Below are 16,816 nucleotides of genomic sequence, written 5' to 3'. Positions count from 1 at the left end.
CATGACCGTGCGGCGGTCCCGGTCACAGCCAGCCGCGGCGAGCCGCGAGGAGGCCGGCCTGGAAGCGGGTGGGGGCCCCGAGCTCGGCCATCAGACGCTGGATGCGCCGTTGTGTGGTGCGCTCGCTCCAGCCCTGGGCCCGGGCGATGGCGGCGTCCGTGAGCCCGGCGGCAAGCAGCGTGAGCAGATGGCGGGTCTCCACGTCGGGTCCGTCGTCCGGGGGCTCCTCCGTGGCGCCGGTGCGCGGCGCCTGGCCCGTCACGCACAGCGGAAGGGCTCGCTCCCACTCCGCCTCGAAGAGCGACTCCAGGGCCGCCAGCAGCGGTGAGCTGTGCACCAGATAGGCGGCGGACAGACCGCCCGGCGCGAGACTGAAGGGGATGAGGGCGTCGCGGCTGTCGCAGATGACGAGCTTGAGCGGCAACTCGGCGCGGACCCTCGCCTGTTCGCCGGCCCGGACGCTGGGCAGGATGTCGCCCTCCAGACGGCCCGGCCAGGCCACCGCCGCGCGGGCGTAGACCACCCGGTACGCCACGCCTTCACGCTGCCGCTGGAGCTGTCCCTCCAGGTTGCTGCCGGGGCGGTCGACGTACGGCGGCCGGTCGAGGATCCGTACTTCGCTGCACGCCTCTGCGGTCAGCCGCCGTACCGCGGCGCTGATGTCGGCGCGGTCGGTGAGCAGTTCCACCGGCATGTCGGGGTGGCTGATCCGGGACGCCTCGCGGTGGGCGTCCGTCAACCGGTGCACCAGCAGCCGGGCCTCGTCGAGTTGCTCCTCCTGCCGACGGATGAGGGCGGCGACCGCGACATCGGGTGCCACCGCGGTGAACCGGGGCGGGCGCCCGGTCGCCCGTGTCGCGAGGCCGTCCTTGACCAGCGCGGCGAGCAGCCGCGCCACCGCAGGGGTGGACAGGCCGCAGGTGTCCGCCACTTCGCGGGCGGTGGCCCGCGGCAGGCCGACCAACTCGGCGTACACACGCTCCGTCTCGACCGTCAGCCCCAGCACGTTGAATGCCATGCGTTCTCACCGTCTCCGTGGCGGATCCCGTCGGCCGGCGGAAGCCGGTCACCTCTGTAGCCCTGTGCAACCCGAGTCGTGATCGAGATCTTCCCTTCCGTCGAGGCGGTGCCCTCCGGCTGGTGCCTGTTGCGGCGTCGCATGGCAGGGCGGGCGAGCGCGTCGTAGGGGCCCTCTGTTTCTGCCGTCAATAGAGAGCGGGTCAAATACCGCGCGCTATCGCCGATTCGCTGGCGACTTCTGGCCAGTTGGCGGAACCCCGCCACTCTCCTCGTCTTGTGCCGGCCTTTTGCGGATTGACAGATTCCCCACACCGTCGGCGCTGTTCGGGGGGCCGGCGCCTGCTCTGTCCTTCCCCGAGTCCTTTGGCAGGAAGTGGAGTTCCCATGACAAGGCGGAGACGAGCGATCGCTCGCGGCGTCGCCACCATAGCCAGCGCGGCCCTCTTGCTCGGCGCACCCGTGCAGTACGCGGCGGCCACCGAAAGGCAGACCGCTACGCCTGACTCCGGCGCGAAAGGCAAGTCCGCGGGGGTCTCGCTGCCCTCCACCCCCGGATCCTCAGCGCTCGGTCCGTGGCGCTCGTTCCTGAAGCCCACGCCCGCGCAGTCGGCGAAGAACAACCCTCACCAGGTCCTCGTGGTGCTCGGCTCGACCACCCAGGTGACCGGCACCTCACTGGGCAGGCAACGCAATCTGCGGGCCCGTACCCCGCTGACCTCGAACACCACGGTCAACACCGCGCTCCACCGGGCCCATGCGGTCTCCATGCGGCCGCTGGTGCCGGGACTCACGGCCGCCCAGGCCCGGCAGTTGCACTCGGCCGCCCGGCTCAAGCTGGGCTCCGGCGCGATCGACCTGTCCAAGGTCCAGATCGTCCAGCTCGCCGGCGGCGACGCCTCGGCGGCGGCCCGGACGCTGGCCGCCACTCCCGGTGTCGTCTACGCCGAGCCCGACCAGACCGTCTCCCCCATGAACACCGGCTCCGTGCCGCTGCCCTCCTCGGCGGATACCGCGGCGGGGAAGTCCGGCCCGTCGGCGAAGGGGCGGGACAGCGGCGCGACCGGCTCCGACGGTGTGCCCGGCAACGCGGCGCTCGGCACCTCGCTGCAGAGCTTCCTCAACGCGGGCGGGGTGAACGCGACCGGCGCCTACAGCGTGCTGAAGCAGAAGTTCCATCAGCTGCCCGGCACCGGTGAGACCATCACCAACGTCTCGGTCGGCGACCTCACGGACGCGTCGACGCCGAACCTGGGCCCGTCGGGTCCGACGACCGTCGTCCGGAACGGCCGGCGGTATCTGGACATCCCCACGATGCCCTTGATCCCCACCTACACCGCGGACGCGACCGGCGCACTCGACCCGACGGGCTCGGCCCAGGGGGAGGACCCCGCGCTGGGTGAGGTGCTGCTGGACTTCTCCGTGATGGCGCCGCTCCCGCACGACCTGCAACGTCCGGGTATGCAGGGCAGCGGCAACTCCGACCTGCTGGGCATCGCCCCGGGCGCGAACTACCGGCTCGTCGTCCCGCAGCAGCCGACGTTCAGCCAGATCGCGGTGTCCCTGCTGGCCGCGGCGAGGCAGCAACCGCGACCTGACGTGATCACCGCCAGCCTCGGTTACGGCACCGACGCCGCGGGGCTCCCCGGCCGCTATCTGGAGGACGACCCGGTCCAGCAGGCCGTGATCGCGTCGATCGTGCAGCAGTACGGCATCACCGTGGTGGTCTCGTCGAACGACGGCACCCGGCTGTACACCAACGCGGCCGTCGGGCCCGACGGCGGCAGCACTCCGACCGACGTGACGCGCAAGGCCGCCGACACCACCCGGATCGACGACGACCAGCTCTCGACCACGCCCAGCAAGGTGCTGGACTCCGGAGCGATCGCCGCGGGCGGCACCACGACCGACGACACGCTGTCGGTGCCGCCGCAGAACGGCGGAGCCGCGTCGGACAACGGAACCTGGGCGACCACCAGGCTCAACGGTTCCGGGAACTTCTCCTCGGGATTCGGTACGCGCGTGGACGTCTCGGCGCCCAGTGACGGCATCCCGGCCTTCGAGCACCAGGGCCAGACCGCGCAGTCGGTGACGGAGGTCCTCAACGGAGGCACCTCGGCGTCGGCGCCCGAGATCGCGGCCGCCGCCGCGGTCGTGCTGCAGACGTCCCGGCTGACCGGGCAGCATCCGTCGCCCGCCGACGTCCGTTCGCTGCTGGAGCGCACCGGCCGGGCCGTGCCCACGCCGCCGCAGATCGACCGGCCGCTGCACGTGGGGCCCCAGCTCGATGTCACGGCCGCGGTACAGGCGGTGCTGGCCAAGGCACACGGCAGCCGGGCCGGCACAGGCTCGCCCCGGATCGTCCGGCTCTCGGTGGCGCACCGTCAGACCACGGGCGGGCTCGGTGCCTCGTACCTGGAGGCCACCGACCCCGGACGGATCGACCTGGCCGGACCGGGCACGGGCTCAGCCGCCACCGGGGAAGGCCTGGTCGGACCGGTGACCATCGGCGCCGACGTGACCGGCCTGCCCGACCGGCAGGGCGTCAGCTATGCCCTGCGCATCGGGCGTCACACGTTCACCTCCGATGTGCCGGCGATCCGGCTGACCCCCACACAGATGCTGACGGCGGCCGGACTGCCGGTCGTCGCCACGACGGACCGTCGGCTCTCGCTCACCTTCGAGGTGCGCCACGGCCACCAGGTGCTGGCCTCCGCCACCCACGAGCTGATCTTCGGTCCCACCGACGGTGGCTACGCCGAGGCGCTCGCCCCGGTGGTCCGGCCCGTGGTCGAGACGGGGCACTCCGTGCAGGTGAGCTATGACCTCACCGGGGTGCGGAAGGTCAGCTCGCCCCAGCTCGTCGTGTCGGGAGTCGGCCACTGGAACCCCGCGCTGGCGCCCATCTTCTCCGCCTCCTACACCGCCCCGCTGACGGGACTTCGCGGCACGGTGACCGTCCCGGCCCGTGCCTTCTCCGCCGGCGGCGGCATCTACGGGATCGGCGTCGTCCAGAACCCCACGGGCAGCTCCCGGCGCGGCCCGGTGTACGGCGAGTTCGCCTCGGTCCGGGTCGACGGCGGTAACCCCTCGCAACGCCCGCCGGCGCCGACGCTGGCCGCGAAGGCATCCGGAGAGTTCGGTCATCTGCTGGAGATCGACCGGGCCGCACCGCGGTTCTCGGTGCACTACGACGTGTCGCGGATCAAGGGCGCCACGGGCACCCTGCTGGAGCTCTCCGCGCCCGGACCGAACATGTACAACTCGTACAACCTGGTCAGCAACCAGAACGGCACCACCCGCGACCACGACGGGGTGGACAGCCCGGCGGCGCTGGACCGTTCGCTGAAGGGCACGCGGGGTACGGCGGAACTCGACGCCAGCGCACTCAGGTTGCTCGCGTCGACCGCCTACGACCTGCGGGTGTTCGCCGTCGACGGGCAGGGCAGGACGGTGGGGCAGGCTTCGCCGACGTCGCTGCTGGCGTACGACGACGGACTGACCCCCGACGGCACCAACCTGACCAACTTCGCGATCGTCCCCGGCGGTACGTCCGTCGCGGCCGTCGAGAGTCCCACCGGTGAAGGCTCGGTGTACGACTACGACGCCACCACCGGAACCTATGGGCGCAAGCTGACGAGCGACCCGGCGTACGGTTCCGTCTACGAGGTGTTCGGCGTCGACTCCGCCCACCACGCCCTGGTCCTGCACAAGCAGACCACCACCGGCGAGCAGTGGCTCGAGACCTACGACACCGGCACCGGCACCGCGGTCGGGGGCCCGGTCCGGGTCGACGGCCAGTACGTGGTGACGGGCGGGCGGGTGGACGCCCGGCGCCACCGCGCGGCGGTGCTCGCCTACCGTTCGAGTGACCACGCGGGCTTCGTGCTCCCCGTGGACACGGCGTCCGGCGCTCAGGGGACGCCGATCCCGCTCGACCCCACCCCGGACGGCTTCTCCGCGTACGGTCTGCTGGACGTGGACGAGTCGACCGGCGTCTTCTCCGCGCAGCGAACCGGGAACTCCGTCAACTGCCTGGCCTCGATGGGGTCCGGCACCATGGCCGCGGTCGACCTGGACAGCGGAACGGTCACCCACAGCCAGGGAGGAACGCCTTGCGCCCAGACCCTCGCCTCCGACCGGAAGGGCGGCCTCTACGAGACGTGGTACCACTCGCTCAGCGTCAACTTCGCCGGTACCGGGTACTTCGCGCAGTTGCCCAGCGGTGACCCGGTGAGTCTCGGAGTGGCACAGGCGCCCGTCGCGCTCGCCGTCGACGGGGAGCACCAACTGGCGCTGCTCGCCTTCCGGTTCCCGGACCTGCAGCCGACGGGTGGTTTCCAGCAGTACGGCTTCGCCGACAACAACGCCACGGGCCGCATCGCCGTCGTCGACCTGAGGACGGGCAGGACGGTGGGCACCGTGACCGGCGTCGAGTACCCGCAGTTCGGCTCCTACAACGGCCGTCTCGAAACCCATCATGAGCACGCCGTTCAGCTCGACCCGGCCACCCGGACCGGCTGGACGTACGCGGGCGACGGCAGTCAGATCCAGCAGTTCTCCTACTGATCCGGTCCGCTGCTCGACCACCCCGGTCCGCGGGCGCCACGGCGCCCGCGGACCGTCTCGTCGTTCGGGCGTCCTCGCCGCGGTGTGGACCGTCCCCCCGGTGTGGACCGTCCCCCGGGTCAGGCGTCCCGGCCGCCCGATCCGACCCCCGGGACGATGTGCCGCAGGGCGTCGGTGAGCCGGGGGAGATCCTGGGGGTCGAGGTGGTCCAGGACATGCCGGCGCACGCTGGCCAGATGCGTCGGCCAGGCCTGCTCCAGGCGCGCGAGGCCCTCGTCGGTCACGACGGCGTTCCAGCCGCGCCCGTCCTCGTCGCACTTGGCGCGCTGGACGAAGCCCTGCTTCTCCAGGCGGTTCACCACCCTGGTCATCCCGCTGAGCGACAGATTGCAGACGGTGGCGAGTTCGCTCATGCGCAGATGACCGCCGGGGGCCTCGGACAGGTGCATGAGGGCCGTGTACTCGGACAGCGGCAGCTGCGCGTCGCGGAGCATGTCGGTGTCCACCGCCCGCGGCAGCACCATCATCACCCGGCCCAGCGCGCGCACGAAGCCTTCCTCGCTCGCACTGAGGGGCGTGAGGGGTGACGGGGGGCGTTCGGCGGACGGCATGGCGTCGATTGTAGCTGCTTGACAAGTCAAGGATTCCGCGCATCTACTTGCTCACGCAAGTATGTCCTTGACGAGGCAAGCGAATGTTCGGATTCAGGAAGCGCAGGGGAAAGACCATGACCAAGATCGGCATCATTCTCGGAAGCACGCGCCCCGGCAGGAACGGAGAGGCCGTCGCCCGCTGGGTGCTGGAGAACGCGAGCCGGCGCAACGACGCGGAGTTCGAGCTCGTCGACCTGGCGGACCACAACCTTCCGCTGCTGGACGAGCCCTACCCGCCGTCGCTCGGGCAGTACACGCAGCCGCACACCAAGGCCTGGTCCGAGAAGATCGCCTCCTTCGACGGCTTCATCATCGTCACGCCCGAGTACAACCGCTCGGTGCCCGGCGCCCTGAAGAACGCCATCGACTACCTCTACGCCGAGTGGAACCACAAGGCGGTCGGGTTCGTGGCCTACGGCTCGACCGGGGGCACCCGCGCCGTGGAGCATCTGCGTCTGATCGCCGGTGAGCTGCACATGGCCGATGTGCGGTCCCAGGTGGCGCTGTCCCTGTTCACCGACTTCGAGAACTTCAGCGTCTTCAAGCCCATCGAGGCCCAGCTCGACGCCCTCACGGCCACGATCGACCAGGTCGTCGCCTGGAGCGACGCCCTCGCGCAGCTGCGCACGGAGAACTGACCCAGAAGCCCCGAGCGGTGCCCGGACCCGGGTCCGGGCACCGCGGCTCGCCGTCAGCGGGCCCTACCGAAACCGGAGCCTGCAATGACGAAGCGTCCCGCTGCCCGCGCGGGGGAGGAACACATGGTCACGCTCGGACTGGACACCTTCGGCGATGTCACCGACGACGCCGAGGGCCACTCGCTGTCGCACGGCGAGACGATCCGCAAGCTGGTCGAGGAGGGAGTCCTCGCCGATCAGGTCGGACTCGACCACTTCGCCATCGGGGAGCACCACACCGACTGGATGCCGCTCTCGGCCGCCGACGTGGTCCTGGGAGCCATCGCCGCACGCACCTCGCGCATCCGGCTCGGATCGGGTGTCACGGTCATCAGCTCGGACGATCCCGTACGCGTCTACCAGCGCTATGCCACGCTGGACGCCCTCTCCCACGGCCGGGCCGAGATCATCCTCGGCCGAGGGTCGAGCACCGAGTCCTTCCCGCTCTTCGGCTACGACCTCGCCGACTACGACCTGCTCTTCGAGGAGAAGGTCAACCTGTTCGCCGAACTCCTCAAGGAGAAGCCCGTACACTGGTCCGGCCGCACCCGGGCGAGTCTGGACGGTCTGTCCGTCTACCCGCACAGCGAGTCCGGGGCGATACCCACCTGGATCGGCGTCGGCGGCAGCCCCGAGTCGGTGATCCGCACCGCGCGGTACGGCTTCTCGCTGATGCTCGCGATCATCGGCGGCCCGACGGCACGGTTCGCCCCCTTCTCCGCCCTCTTCCGCGAGGCCCTCGACAGGTTCGGGCAGCCGGAGCGGCCGGTGGGTGTGCACTCCCCGGGGCATGTCGCGGCGACGGACGAACAGGCCGTGGCGGAGTTCTGGCCGTACTACGAGCGCACGATCCGGAAAGTCGCCGCGCAGCGGGGATTCCGGGCGCCCACCTTCGAGCAGTTCCGGCACGATGCCGGCCCGGACGGGGCCCTGTACGTGGGATCGCCCGAAACCGTCGCGCGGAAGATCGCCGACACGCTCCGCACCCTGGGCGCGTCCCGCTTCGACCTGAAGTACGGGATGCACGGCATGCCGCACGCGTCCCTGATGGCCTGCATCGAGCTGTTCGGCACCGAAGTCGCGCCCCTGGTGCGCGACATGACGGCCGCCTGAGCGGCCCGCCGGGGCGCCGGACCGTCACCGCCGCGCGCGGTAGTCTCCGGGGTATGCGGATCTCCGTCTCCTCGGACATGGACGAACCGGTCGCCCGCAGCCTCGTCGGGGAACTGCGCGGTCGCGGCCACGAGGTGCTGGTCCACGGTGCCCTGCGACCCGATGACGACACCCAGTGGGCGGCGTGTTCGGAGGCGGCGGCCCGAGAGGTCGCCGACGGGACGGCGGACCAGGCCGTCGTGTGCTGCTGGACCGGCACCGGGGCCTCGATCGCCGCGAACAAGGTGCCGGGCGTACGGGCGGCGCTGTGCACGGACGCCTACACAGCCGACGGGGCGCGCCGCTGGAACGACGCCAATGTGCTGGCGCTCAGCCTGCGGCTGACGTCCGTGCCGCTGCTCAAGGAGATCCTCGACGCCTGGTTCGCGGCCGAGGCGAGCGCGGACGCGGACGACCGCGCGAACGTGGCCCGGATCGAGCGGCTCGACGGCGGCAGGCCGACGCCGTAGCGGACCGGTGCCGGTCCGGCGGTGGTGGGGCGACGGTGGTCGGCTCCCACCACCGCCCCGATCACAGATTGCCGTTGAGGTAGGTCACGTCCCAGTGCGTGCCCTCACGGGCGTAGACGTTCCCCGCGGGTGACCTGTACTGCTTCGCGTGGTCGCCGGGGCGCGGGCCGACGTCGCGGAACTTGGTGGTGACGTACCGGTCCACGCACGACGTCACCTGGATGTCGACCTTGTACCCGTTCCAGTGGCTGTATGCGCCCGAGGCGTGCCCCCGCTCCGTGCCGCCGGTGATGGTCACCGCGCATCCGCTCGCCCGCTTGAAGGCGATCACACCGGCGACGGTGGTCCGGTTGATCTGCTCGAAGGACGTGCACCGGGAGTTGTTCCGGTCGCTGCATCCGCCCGACGAGGTCCAGCGGATGCCCGCCTGCCGTAACTGCTGAGCGGCGGCCGCCTGGGTGTACTTCGCGGGCGCGGCGGTGACGGTCGGCGCGGTGGCCGCGAGCAGTCCGCCGGCCAGCAGGACGGCGGAGGCGGCGAGGGCGGCGGGGCGGCCCAGGTGTCGGTTCATGGCGGTCGTTCCTCTCGTGAACGGTTCAGTGACTACCTCCGCATCACTGCCCGCACACGCACTTCGGGTGAACTCCCGCAACAGGGGCGTGAGGGGGCATCCGGCGTATTCCGCATCCCCTCACGCGCGGCCGGGCGCGCCGCCGCACCGGGCGTCGGCCCACACATCGGCCCCGCCTTCGCTCAGCCGCCCGCCACCAGCTCCGGCACCGGCTGCAGCACCGTGTCGTCCGCCGCCGCGTCCGCCTGGTCCTGCCCCCGGTCCCGAACGCTCCACAGCCACAGCACATCCCGCCCGAACGACCACAGCAGGGACGCCAGCGCACCCGCGACGACGGCCGCCGTCGCGGCGTACGGCAGATACCCGGACCCGGCGACCAGCAGCGCGACGCCCTGCAGGGCCGCCACCGTCTTGCGCGCCATGCTCGGCGGCAACTCGCCGTTCAGCCACGGCAGCACCCGGGCCGCCGCCACGAACACGTACCGCATCCCGCCGATCAGCAGCACCCACGGGCCCAGAGACATCGACACATAGACGCTCAGCACCAGGATCAGGAACGCGTCGACCTCCATGTCGAAGCGCGCGCCCAGCGCGGTGGACGTGCCGGTGCGGCGGGCCACCTTGCCGTCCACGCCGTCCAGGATCAGCGCCACCGCGGTCAGCGCCACGAGCACGGTCACCGGCGGTGAGCTCTCGAACGAGTCCGCCACCAGCGCCGTGACGCCGCCGACCAGTGTGGCCCGGCCGAGCGTCACCCGGTTGGCCGGACCGAAGGAGCGCAACCGGGAGCGGAGCACGGCACGGGTGAGGACGGCCCAGGTGGCGAGTGCGAACGCAAGGCCCGTCAGCCAGCCGGCCGGGCCCATCCCGATCGCCGTGCCCAGCAAGGTCAGCAGCAGCACCTGCACGCCCGCCCCTACGGTCGTCTCCTGCTGCAACAGCCTCGCGTCGTACATGTGGTTCAGGGCCACCGCTCACCCTCCGGCCAAGTGACAGATTCGATCTTCGCCGCGTACGTTGTGCGCGACTCCTCGTAGTTGCGGTACGTGAAGAGTCGGCCGATCGTTCAGGAGGACGCATATGGATCTCACAGCTCGGGCCTTCTGGCTGCGTTCGCCGGGCCACGGCGAGGTGCGCGACGTCGAGCTTCCGGAGCCCGGTGACGGCGATGTGCTCGTGCGCACGCTGTACTCGGGCGTCAGCCGCGGCACCGAGACCCTCGTCTTCCGCGGTGGTGTGCCGGAGAGCCAGCATGCCGCCATGCGTGCCCCGTTCCAGGAGGGCGACTTCCCGGCCCCTGTGAAGTACGGCTATCTGAATGTCGGGCAGGTGGAGTACGGGCCCGCCGACCTGGTCGGACGGACCGTCTTCTGCCTGTATCCGCACCAGAGCCGGTATGTGGTCCCGGCCTCGGCGGTCACCGTCGTACCGGACGCCGTGCCCGCCCACCGGGCCGTCCTCGCCGGCACCGTGGAGACCGCCGTCAACGCGGTCTGGGACGCCGGTCCCCTCGTCGGGGACCGGATCGCCGTGGTCGGCGGCGGCATGGTCGGCTGTTCCGTCGCCGCCCTCCTCGTACGCCACCCCGGGGTCCGTGTCCAGCTCGTAGACGCCGATCCCGCCCGCGCCGAGACCGCCCGCGCGCTCGGTGTGGACTTCGCGCTGCCCGAGGACGCGCTCGGGGAGTGCGACCTCGTCGTCCACGCGAGCGCGACCGAACAGGGGCTCCTACGGTCCCTGGAACTGCTCGCCCCGGAAGGCACCGTCGTCGAACTCAGCTGGTACGGCGACCGGCGGATCACCCTGCCGCTCGGCGAGGCGTTCCACTCGCGCCGTCTCACCCTGCGCAGCAGCCAGGTCGGCACCGTCTCGCCGCGCGCCCGCTCCGGACGCACCTACGGCGACCGGTTGGCCCTCGCCCTGCGACTGCTCGCCGACCCCGCCTTCGACGCGCTCATCACGGGAGAGTCCGCCTTCGACGAGCTCCCCGACGTGCTGCCGCGCCTCGCGCACGGCGATCTCAAGGGGCTGTGCCACCGCATCCGCTACGCCGCCGGCTGAGCCGGCCCGACACACACTGGTCACGACCCCGCGGCCCGAGTTGTCCGGACTCCTGGGAAACCCTCTGGGAATTCGCAGAAAACCTCGCAACAAGGAGAACGGGCAGCTGAACAACGCGCCGGAGTCGGCCGTACTACACAACATGCCCCGGCAGGGGGCCAGACGCACCGCACCTGGAGGGTCGTCCGTTGTTCAGCATCACCGTCCGCGATCACCTGATGATCGCCCACAGCTTCCGTGGCGAGGTCTTCGGACCCGCGCAGCGCCTGCACGGGGCGACGTTCCTCGTGGACGCGACCTTCCGCCGCGCCGAGCTGGACGACGACAACATCGTCGTCGACATCGGACTGGCCACGCAGGAGCTGGGCGCCGTGGTGAGCGAGCTCAACTATCGCAACCTCGACAACGAGCCCGACTTCGCGAACACCAACACCTCGACGGAGTTCCTGGCCAAGGTGATCGCGGACCGCCTCGCCGAGCGGATCCACAAGGGAGCGCTGGGCGAGAACGCACGGGGCATCGCCGCCCTCACCGTCACGCTGCACGAGTCGCACATCGCCTGGGCGAGTTACGAGCGTGCCCTGTGACGGACACGACCATCGACCACGCGTCCCCGGACTCCCGCGGCCGGGCGTCCCACAGCCGGCTGAACTACGTGCCCGTGCAGAACACGGCCCTGAAGAACGCCGCCATCGTCCCCATGTCCCTGCGCACCGTGCACTTCGTCATGCCGGGCGGTGTCGACGACCCGGCCACCCCCAGCGGCGGCAACGCCTACGACCGCCGTATCTGTCTCGACCTGCCCGGCTTCGGCTGGCAGGTCCGGCAGCACACCGTCGACGGCACCTGGCCCCGGCCCGAGGGCGCCGCGCGCGCCGAACTCGCCCGTACGCTGCGGGAACTGCCCGACGGCACGGTCGTCCTGCTGGACGGCCTGGTCGCCTGCGGCGTCCCCGAGATCGTCACCCCCGAGGCGGAACGCCTCTGCCTCGCCGTCCTCGTGCATCTGCCGCTCGGGGACGAGACGGGCCTCGACGCGGCGACCGCGGCCGAACTCGACGCCAAGGAGCGCGCCACCCTGCGGGCCGTTTCCGCCGTCGTCGCCACCAGCGACTGGGCCGTGCGCCGGCTCGTCTCCCACCACGGACTCGCCCCCGAGCGCGTGCACGCCGCCGCGCCCGGTGCCGACATCGCGCCCCTGGCCCCCGGCACCGACGGCGTCTCACGGCTGCTGTGCGTCGCCGCGGTCACCCCGCGCAAGGGCCAGCACCGGCTGATCGAGGCCCTCGCCACCGTCAAGGACCTGCCGTGGAGCTGCCACTGCGTCGGCGGTCTCGGCAACGACCCCGAGTACGTGGCCCGCCTGCGCGGCCTCATCGGCGCCCACGGCCTCGGCGACCGGCTGCACCTCGTCGGACCGCAGTCCGGCGCCGCGCTCGACGCCAGCTACGCCGCCGCCGACCTCATGGTCCTGACCTCGTACGCGGAGACGTACGGCATGGCCGTCACCGAGGCGCTCGCCCGCGGCATCCCGGTCCTCGCCACCGACGTCGGCGGGCTGCCGGAGGCGGTCGGGCGCGCACCGGACGGCGGGGTGCCCGGCATCCTCGTACCGCCGGAGGACCCCGCCGCGCTGGCCGCCGAGCTGCGCGGCTGGTTCGGCGAGGCGGATGTACGGCGCCGGCTGAAGGCCGCCGCGCGCGGCCGCCGGGCCGCACTGGACGGATGGGCCACCACGGCCCGCAGCCTGGCAGGTGTCCTGGCCAAGCTGCACCACGAACCCCGGAGGGCGGCATGAGCACGAGTACGACTCCCCCCGGACCCCAGGCGCACCCCGAGCCCGCCGAGCCCGCCACTCTCCCCGCGATACCGTCACCCGGCGGCACCGAGCCCGAGGTCCCCCGGTACGCCCCGCAGTGGCTGCAACTGCGCGAACCCGCGGACGCGGCGGCCCGGGCGCACGAACTGCTCGACCCGCTGCGGATCCGGCTCGCCAACCGGCCCGGGCGCAGCACCGACCTGGTGGTGCACGACCTGGGCTGCGGCACCGGTTCGATGGGCCGCTGGCTCGCCCCGCTCCTCGACGGCGCCCAGCACTGGATCCTGCACGACCGGGACCCGTATCTGCTGCACTTCGCCACGGTCGGCGCCCCCAAGGCGGCCGCCGACGGCAGCCGGGTCACCGTCACCACCCAGCGCGGCGACATCGGCCGGCTCACCCCGGACGCCCTGGCGGGAGCCTCGCTGGTGACCGCCTCGGCGCTGCTCGACGTCCTCACCGCCGACGAGATGGAGACGTTCGCCGCGGCCTGCGTCGGCGCCGGCTGCCCCGCGCTGCTCACCCTGTCCGTCGTCGGACGCGTGGAACTGACCCCCGCGCACCCCATGGACCAGGAGATCGCCGACGCCTTCAACGCCCACCAGCGCCGCGGTGGCCTCCTCGGCCCGGACGCGGTCCGTGAGGCCGGCGAGGTCTTCGGAAGGCTGGGCGCGAGCGTACGCGTGCATCCGAGCCCGTGGCGGCTCGGCGCCGAGCAGGCGGAACTGACCGGCGAATGGCTGCGCGGCTGGGTCGGTGCGGCCGTGGAGCACCGGCCGGAACTCGCGGAACGTGCGGAGACGTATCTCCAGGACCGGCTGGCCGACTGCGCGGCGGGCCGGGTGACTGTGGTCGTGCACCACAGCGACATCCTGGTCCTGCCGCGACCGGCGGGAGGGGCGGGATGACGGCGCGGACGCTCGCCCCGGGGCAGCCGGGGGAGGGGGTACGCGTGGCCTCGGCCGCCGCGGTCCTCACCCCGGACACCGCGCCCGCCGCGCCGAGTGACGGCGCGGCGGGCGCGGACGAGAAGCCGTCGGCGCGTCGCCGCTTCTTGCCGCGCGCCCTGCGCACGCATCTCGGCACGGTCGCCGGAGCCGCCATCCTCGGCGTGCTCCTGTGGCGGCTCGGCACCGGGGTGTTCCTCGACGGGCTGCGCCGGATCGACGTCCCGACCCTGCTCGCGGGGCTCGGGATCGGCGTGCTGACCACCGTGTTCAGCGCCTGGCGCTGGTGCCGTGTCGCCCGCGCCCTGGACATCCGGCTGCCGCTCGGCGCCGCCGTCGCCGACTACTACCGCGCGCTGTTCCTCAACGCGGCGCTCCCCGGGGGTGTGCTCGGCGACGTGCACCGCGCGGTGCGGCACGGGCAGAGCGCCGGGGACGTCGGACGCGGTGTGCGCGCCGTGGTCCTGGAGCGCACCGCCGGCCAGGTGGCCCTCGTGGCCGTCGGCGTGCCGGTTCTGCTCACGTTCCCCTCGCCGGTGCTCACGCAGGCTCGCCATGGGGTCGCGCTGTCGGCGCTCGCGACCCTCGGTGTGCTCGCCGTCGTGGCGGCGTTGCGGATGGGCCGGGCGGCCCGGCCCTCGGGGCGGTCCCGCGCGCTACGGGCCACGCTCGTCGAGGCGCGGAACGCGCTGCTGGCCCGGGGTAGTTGGCCCGCGGTGCTGCTCTCGTCGGTCGTCGTGCTCGCCGGGCATCTGCTGATGTTCCTGGTGGCCGCGCGCGCCGCCGGGTCGCACGCCTCCCCGGCCACCCTGCTGCCCCTGGCCCTGCTCGCCCTCATCGCCATGGGACTGCCGCTGAACGTCGGCGGCTGGGGCCCCCGCGAGGGCGTCACCGCCTGGGCGTTCGGCGCTGCGGGCCTCGGCGCGGACATGGGGCTCGGCGTCGCGGTCGTGTACGGCGTCCTCAGCTTCGTCGCGAGCCTGCCCGGGATGGTCGTACTCCTCGCCCGGTGGTACACGGGACTGCGCAGCCCGCGTGCGACGACGGACGCGGAGCCCGCCGGCAGCGCCGGATCGGTCGATCTCGTCGAGTCGGTGGAGCCGGCCGAGTTCGCCGATGTGCCGGGCTGTCGGGAGGCGTTGCAGGAGTCCTCGGCACAGGGCCCGGAGCGTTCCCCCCACGCACTCCGTGCCCTGGTGCCCTACGCTCCCTATCCGCGCTCGCCCCCCGGGTCGCGTCGTTCGCTGCTGACGCGGCGTCAGAGCCGCTGTCTGCCCTCGGGAGTCGCGGCTCCGGGCAGGCCGCTCGCAGCGGGCTCCTCCGAGGCGAGCAAGGAGAAGTACGGCGCGAAGGAGTCGGCGAGCGCCGCGAGCAAGTGCTTCCCCTTCTCCGCGGAACCCAGCGAAGGACGCCCGATGACACCGGACTCCGTATAGGCCGACATGCCGAGGGTGAGGAGATGCCTGCGGTCGTCGGCGATGAAGTCCGTCGTCTCGTAACCGGGCCTGACCAATTCGGGATGGCAGTGCAGAAGAATGGAGGTCTCGATTTCCCCGGCATGCATGTCGCTGAGCAACGAGGTGCGCACACCGGCCCGTTCCCGGGCCGCCTCCCAGTCCTCCGGGGCCGGGAAAAGCGCCATCCGGACACCGCTGCCCGCGGATTCCTGGACTACATTGCCGAGGACGTAATTCCCGCCGTGGCCGTTCACCAGAACCAGGGCCTCGACGCCCGAGCGGCGCAGGGATGCGGCGATGTCCCGTACCACCGCGTGGAGAGTGACCGAGGAAATGCTCACGGTTCCCGGCCAGTCCGCGTGCTCGTGCGAACAGGAGATCGTCACCGGAGGGAGGAGGTGAACCGGATACGCGGCGGCGACCTCGCGCGCGATCGCACACGCGACCAGCGTGTCCGTCGCCAGCGGCAGGTAGGGACCGTGCTGTTCGAAACTGCCCACGGGAAGCACGGCGACCTGGCGGCTCACCCCTTCCGCCCGGACCCGTACGTCTCTCGAGGTGTCCGACGGCAGCACATCCGCGCCGCGCCCCGGCGTCCGCCCGGGGACAACCGTGTCATCCGCCGACCGCGTCCCAGAAGTTTCCGTATTTCCCGAACCGCTCATGGTTCCACGGCCTTTCGTCTCGTACCGCCTGCGCTTACAGATAGGAATAGATCATGACAGACATCGATGGGGTGCTCGGCGGCAATGCCCACCTCTCGGGAGTCCCCCGAGTGGTGAATGGTCCGTCCTCCGGAGTCACCCGGGTCGTGAATGCCCCCCTGCCGACCAAGTACGGTGATTTCCAGGCCGTCGGCTACCTCGACCACGACCGCGGTGACGAACAAGTCGCCCTGGTGTACGGCGACATCGAGGGAGAGGGCATGCTCGTCCGCCTCCATTCCGAGTGCCTGACGGGGGACGCCTTCGGCTCGACGCACTGCGAGTGCGGGCCCCAACTCTCCACCGCGCTGCGCGAGATCGTGGCTGCGGGACGCGGCATCCTCGTCTATCTGCGCGGCCATGAGGGCCGCGGGATCGGCCTGCTCGCCAAGCTGCGTGCGATGAAGCTGCAGTCGGAGGGCCTGGACACGGTGGAGGCGAACCTCGCACTCGGTCTGCCGGTGGACGCGCGCGACTACCGGGTCGCGGCGGAGATCCTGCACGACCTCGGTGTCCGGTCCGTGCGGCTGCTCTCCAACAACCCGCGCAAGCGGGAGGCGCTCCTCAAACACGGCATCAAGATCGACGAGCAGGTCTCGCTGCTGATACCGCCGTGCGAGAACAACATCACGTATCTGCGCACCAAGCGGGAACGGCTCGACCACTACCTGCCGCACCTCGACGCGGTGGTGCACTCCTCGTGAGCGGGTGCGCGGCGG

Annotated in this window: 14 protein-coding genes and 1 pseudogene; 10 read left to right on the top strand and 5 right to left on the bottom strand. The window is 71.8% G+C overall.

The genetic code is table 11. The features are described 5' to 3' along the window. Nucleotides 1–22 precede the first annotated feature (22 nt). Nucleotides 23–1,018, bottom strand: a complete 996-nt coding sequence (locus tag ACFY2Z_RS22430; protein ID WP_390745862.1) for a helix-turn-helix domain-containing protein — start codon at nucleotides 1,016–1,018, stop codon at nucleotides 23–25. 386 nt (nucleotides 1,019–1,404) lie between these two features. Between ACFY2Z_RS22430 and ACFY2Z_RS22425 the strand changes: the two genes are divergently transcribed. Then, complete coding sequence (locus tag ACFY2Z_RS22425) at nucleotides 1,405–5,586, top strand: S8 family serine peptidase (protein ID WP_390745861.1); 4,182 nt, start codon at nucleotides 1,405–1,407, stop codon at nucleotides 5,584–5,586. 119 nt (nucleotides 5,587–5,705) lie between these two features. Here ACFY2Z_RS22425 and ACFY2Z_RS22420 read toward each other — a convergent pair whose 3' ends face one another. Further along, entirely contained in the window at nucleotides 5,706–6,197 is a 492-nt protein-coding gene (locus tag ACFY2Z_RS22420) for a MarR family winged helix-turn-helix transcriptional regulator (RefSeq protein ID WP_390745860.1), read from the bottom strand. A 116-nt stretch (nucleotides 6,198–6,313) separates the two neighbouring features. On the opposite strand from ACFY2Z_RS22420, the gene ACFY2Z_RS22415 reads away from it, so the two are divergent. From ACFY2Z_RS22415 to ACFY2Z_RS22405, 3 genes are all read left to right on the top strand, one after another. After that, entirely contained in the window at nucleotides 6,314–6,877 is a 564-nt protein-coding gene (locus tag ACFY2Z_RS22415; protein WP_390745859.1) for an NADPH-dependent FMN reductase, read from the top strand. A gap of 84 nt (nucleotides 6,878–6,961) precedes the next feature. Further along, on the top strand, nucleotides 6,962–8,029 hold the full coding sequence (locus tag ACFY2Z_RS22410) for an LLM class flavin-dependent oxidoreductase (RefSeq protein ID WP_390745858.1): 1,068 nt from the start codon (nucleotides 6,962–6,964) through the stop codon (nucleotides 8,027–8,029). Nucleotides 8,030–8,082: 53 nt separating this feature from the next. Continuing rightward, nucleotides 8,083–8,538, top strand: coding sequence for an RpiB/LacA/LacB family sugar-phosphate isomerase (locus ACFY2Z_RS22405; RefSeq protein ID WP_390745857.1), 456 nt, complete (start codon nucleotides 8,083–8,085; stop codon nucleotides 8,536–8,538). A 61-nt stretch (nucleotides 8,539–8,599) separates the two neighbouring features. Here the strand turns inward: ACFY2Z_RS22405 and ACFY2Z_RS22400 are convergent, their stop codons facing one another. Together ACFY2Z_RS22400 and ACFY2Z_RS22395 are read right to left on the bottom strand one after the other, a co-directional pair. Further along, a complete protein-coding gene (locus ACFY2Z_RS22400; protein WP_390745856.1) occupies nucleotides 8,600–9,109 on the bottom strand; it encodes a hypothetical protein in 510 nt (169 codons plus the stop codon). Nucleotides 9,110–9,291: 182 nt separating this feature from the next. After that, a complete protein-coding gene (locus tag ACFY2Z_RS22395) occupies nucleotides 9,292–10,080 on the bottom strand; it encodes a CDP-alcohol phosphatidyltransferase family protein (protein WP_390745855.1) in 789 nt (262 codons plus the stop codon). Nucleotides 10,081–10,189: 109 nt separating this feature from the next. Between ACFY2Z_RS22395 and ACFY2Z_RS22390 the strand changes: the two genes are divergently transcribed. The 5 genes and pseudogenes from ACFY2Z_RS22390 to ACFY2Z_RS22370 form a co-directional block, all read left to right on the top strand. Next, a complete protein-coding gene (locus ACFY2Z_RS22390; protein WP_390745854.1) occupies nucleotides 10,190–11,170 on the top strand; it encodes a zinc-binding alcohol dehydrogenase in 981 nt (326 codons plus the stop codon). 188 nt (nucleotides 11,171–11,358) lie between these two features. Further along, nucleotides 11,359–11,757 (top strand): 6-carboxytetrahydropterin synthase, encoded by a 399-nt coding sequence (locus ACFY2Z_RS22385; RefSeq protein WP_311693997.1) that lies wholly within the window; start codon nucleotides 11,359–11,361, stop codon nucleotides 11,755–11,757. Then, nucleotides 11,754–12,968 (top strand): glycosyltransferase family 4 protein, encoded by a 1,215-nt coding sequence (locus tag ACFY2Z_RS22380; protein ID WP_390745853.1) that lies wholly within the window; start codon nucleotides 11,754–11,756, stop codon nucleotides 12,966–12,968. The genes ACFY2Z_RS22385 and ACFY2Z_RS22380 overlap by 4 nt, the downstream gene beginning before the upstream one ends. Continuing rightward, the gene (locus ACFY2Z_RS22375; RefSeq protein ID WP_390745852.1) at nucleotides 12,965–13,897 is read left to right on the top strand and encodes a class I SAM-dependent methyltransferase; all 933 of its coding nucleotides are present in this window, start codon (nucleotides 12,965–12,967) and stop codon (nucleotides 13,895–13,897) included. The genes ACFY2Z_RS22380 and ACFY2Z_RS22375 overlap by 4 nt, the downstream gene beginning before the upstream one ends. Next, nucleotides 13,894–14,865 (top strand): annotated as a pseudogene (locus ACFY2Z_RS22370) (lysylphosphatidylglycerol synthase transmembrane domain-containing protein); the annotation flags it as partial. The gene ACFY2Z_RS22375 and the pseudogene ACFY2Z_RS22370, both read left to right, overlap by 4 nt. Nucleotides 14,866–15,194: 329 nt before the next feature. Here the strand turns inward: ACFY2Z_RS22370 and ACFY2Z_RS22365 are convergent. Beyond that, entirely contained in the window at nucleotides 15,195–16,058 is an 864-nt protein-coding gene (locus ACFY2Z_RS22365) for a creatininase family protein (protein ID WP_390745851.1), read from the bottom strand. A gap of 53 nt (nucleotides 16,059–16,111) precedes the next feature. Here ACFY2Z_RS22365 and ribA point away from each other — a divergent pair, with 53 nt between their 5' ends. Then, nucleotides 16,112–16,801 carry a GTP cyclohydrolase II gene (gene ribA / locus ACFY2Z_RS22360; protein WP_390745850.1) on the top strand — a complete coding sequence of 230 codons (690 nt, stop codon included), beginning with the start codon at nucleotides 16,112–16,114 and terminating at the stop codon, nucleotides 16,799–16,801. Nucleotides 16,802–16,816: the final 15 nt, after the last annotated feature.

Origin of the sequence: Streptomyces sp. NPDC001222 (assembly GCF_042896945.1) — a bacterium.
Lineage (GTDB): Bacteria > Actinomycetota > Actinomycetes > Streptomycetales > Streptomycetaceae > Streptomyces > Streptomyces gibsoniae.
Note: the sequence above shows the minus strand (reverse complement) of the source record. Positions and strands in the feature narration are given on the sequence as shown.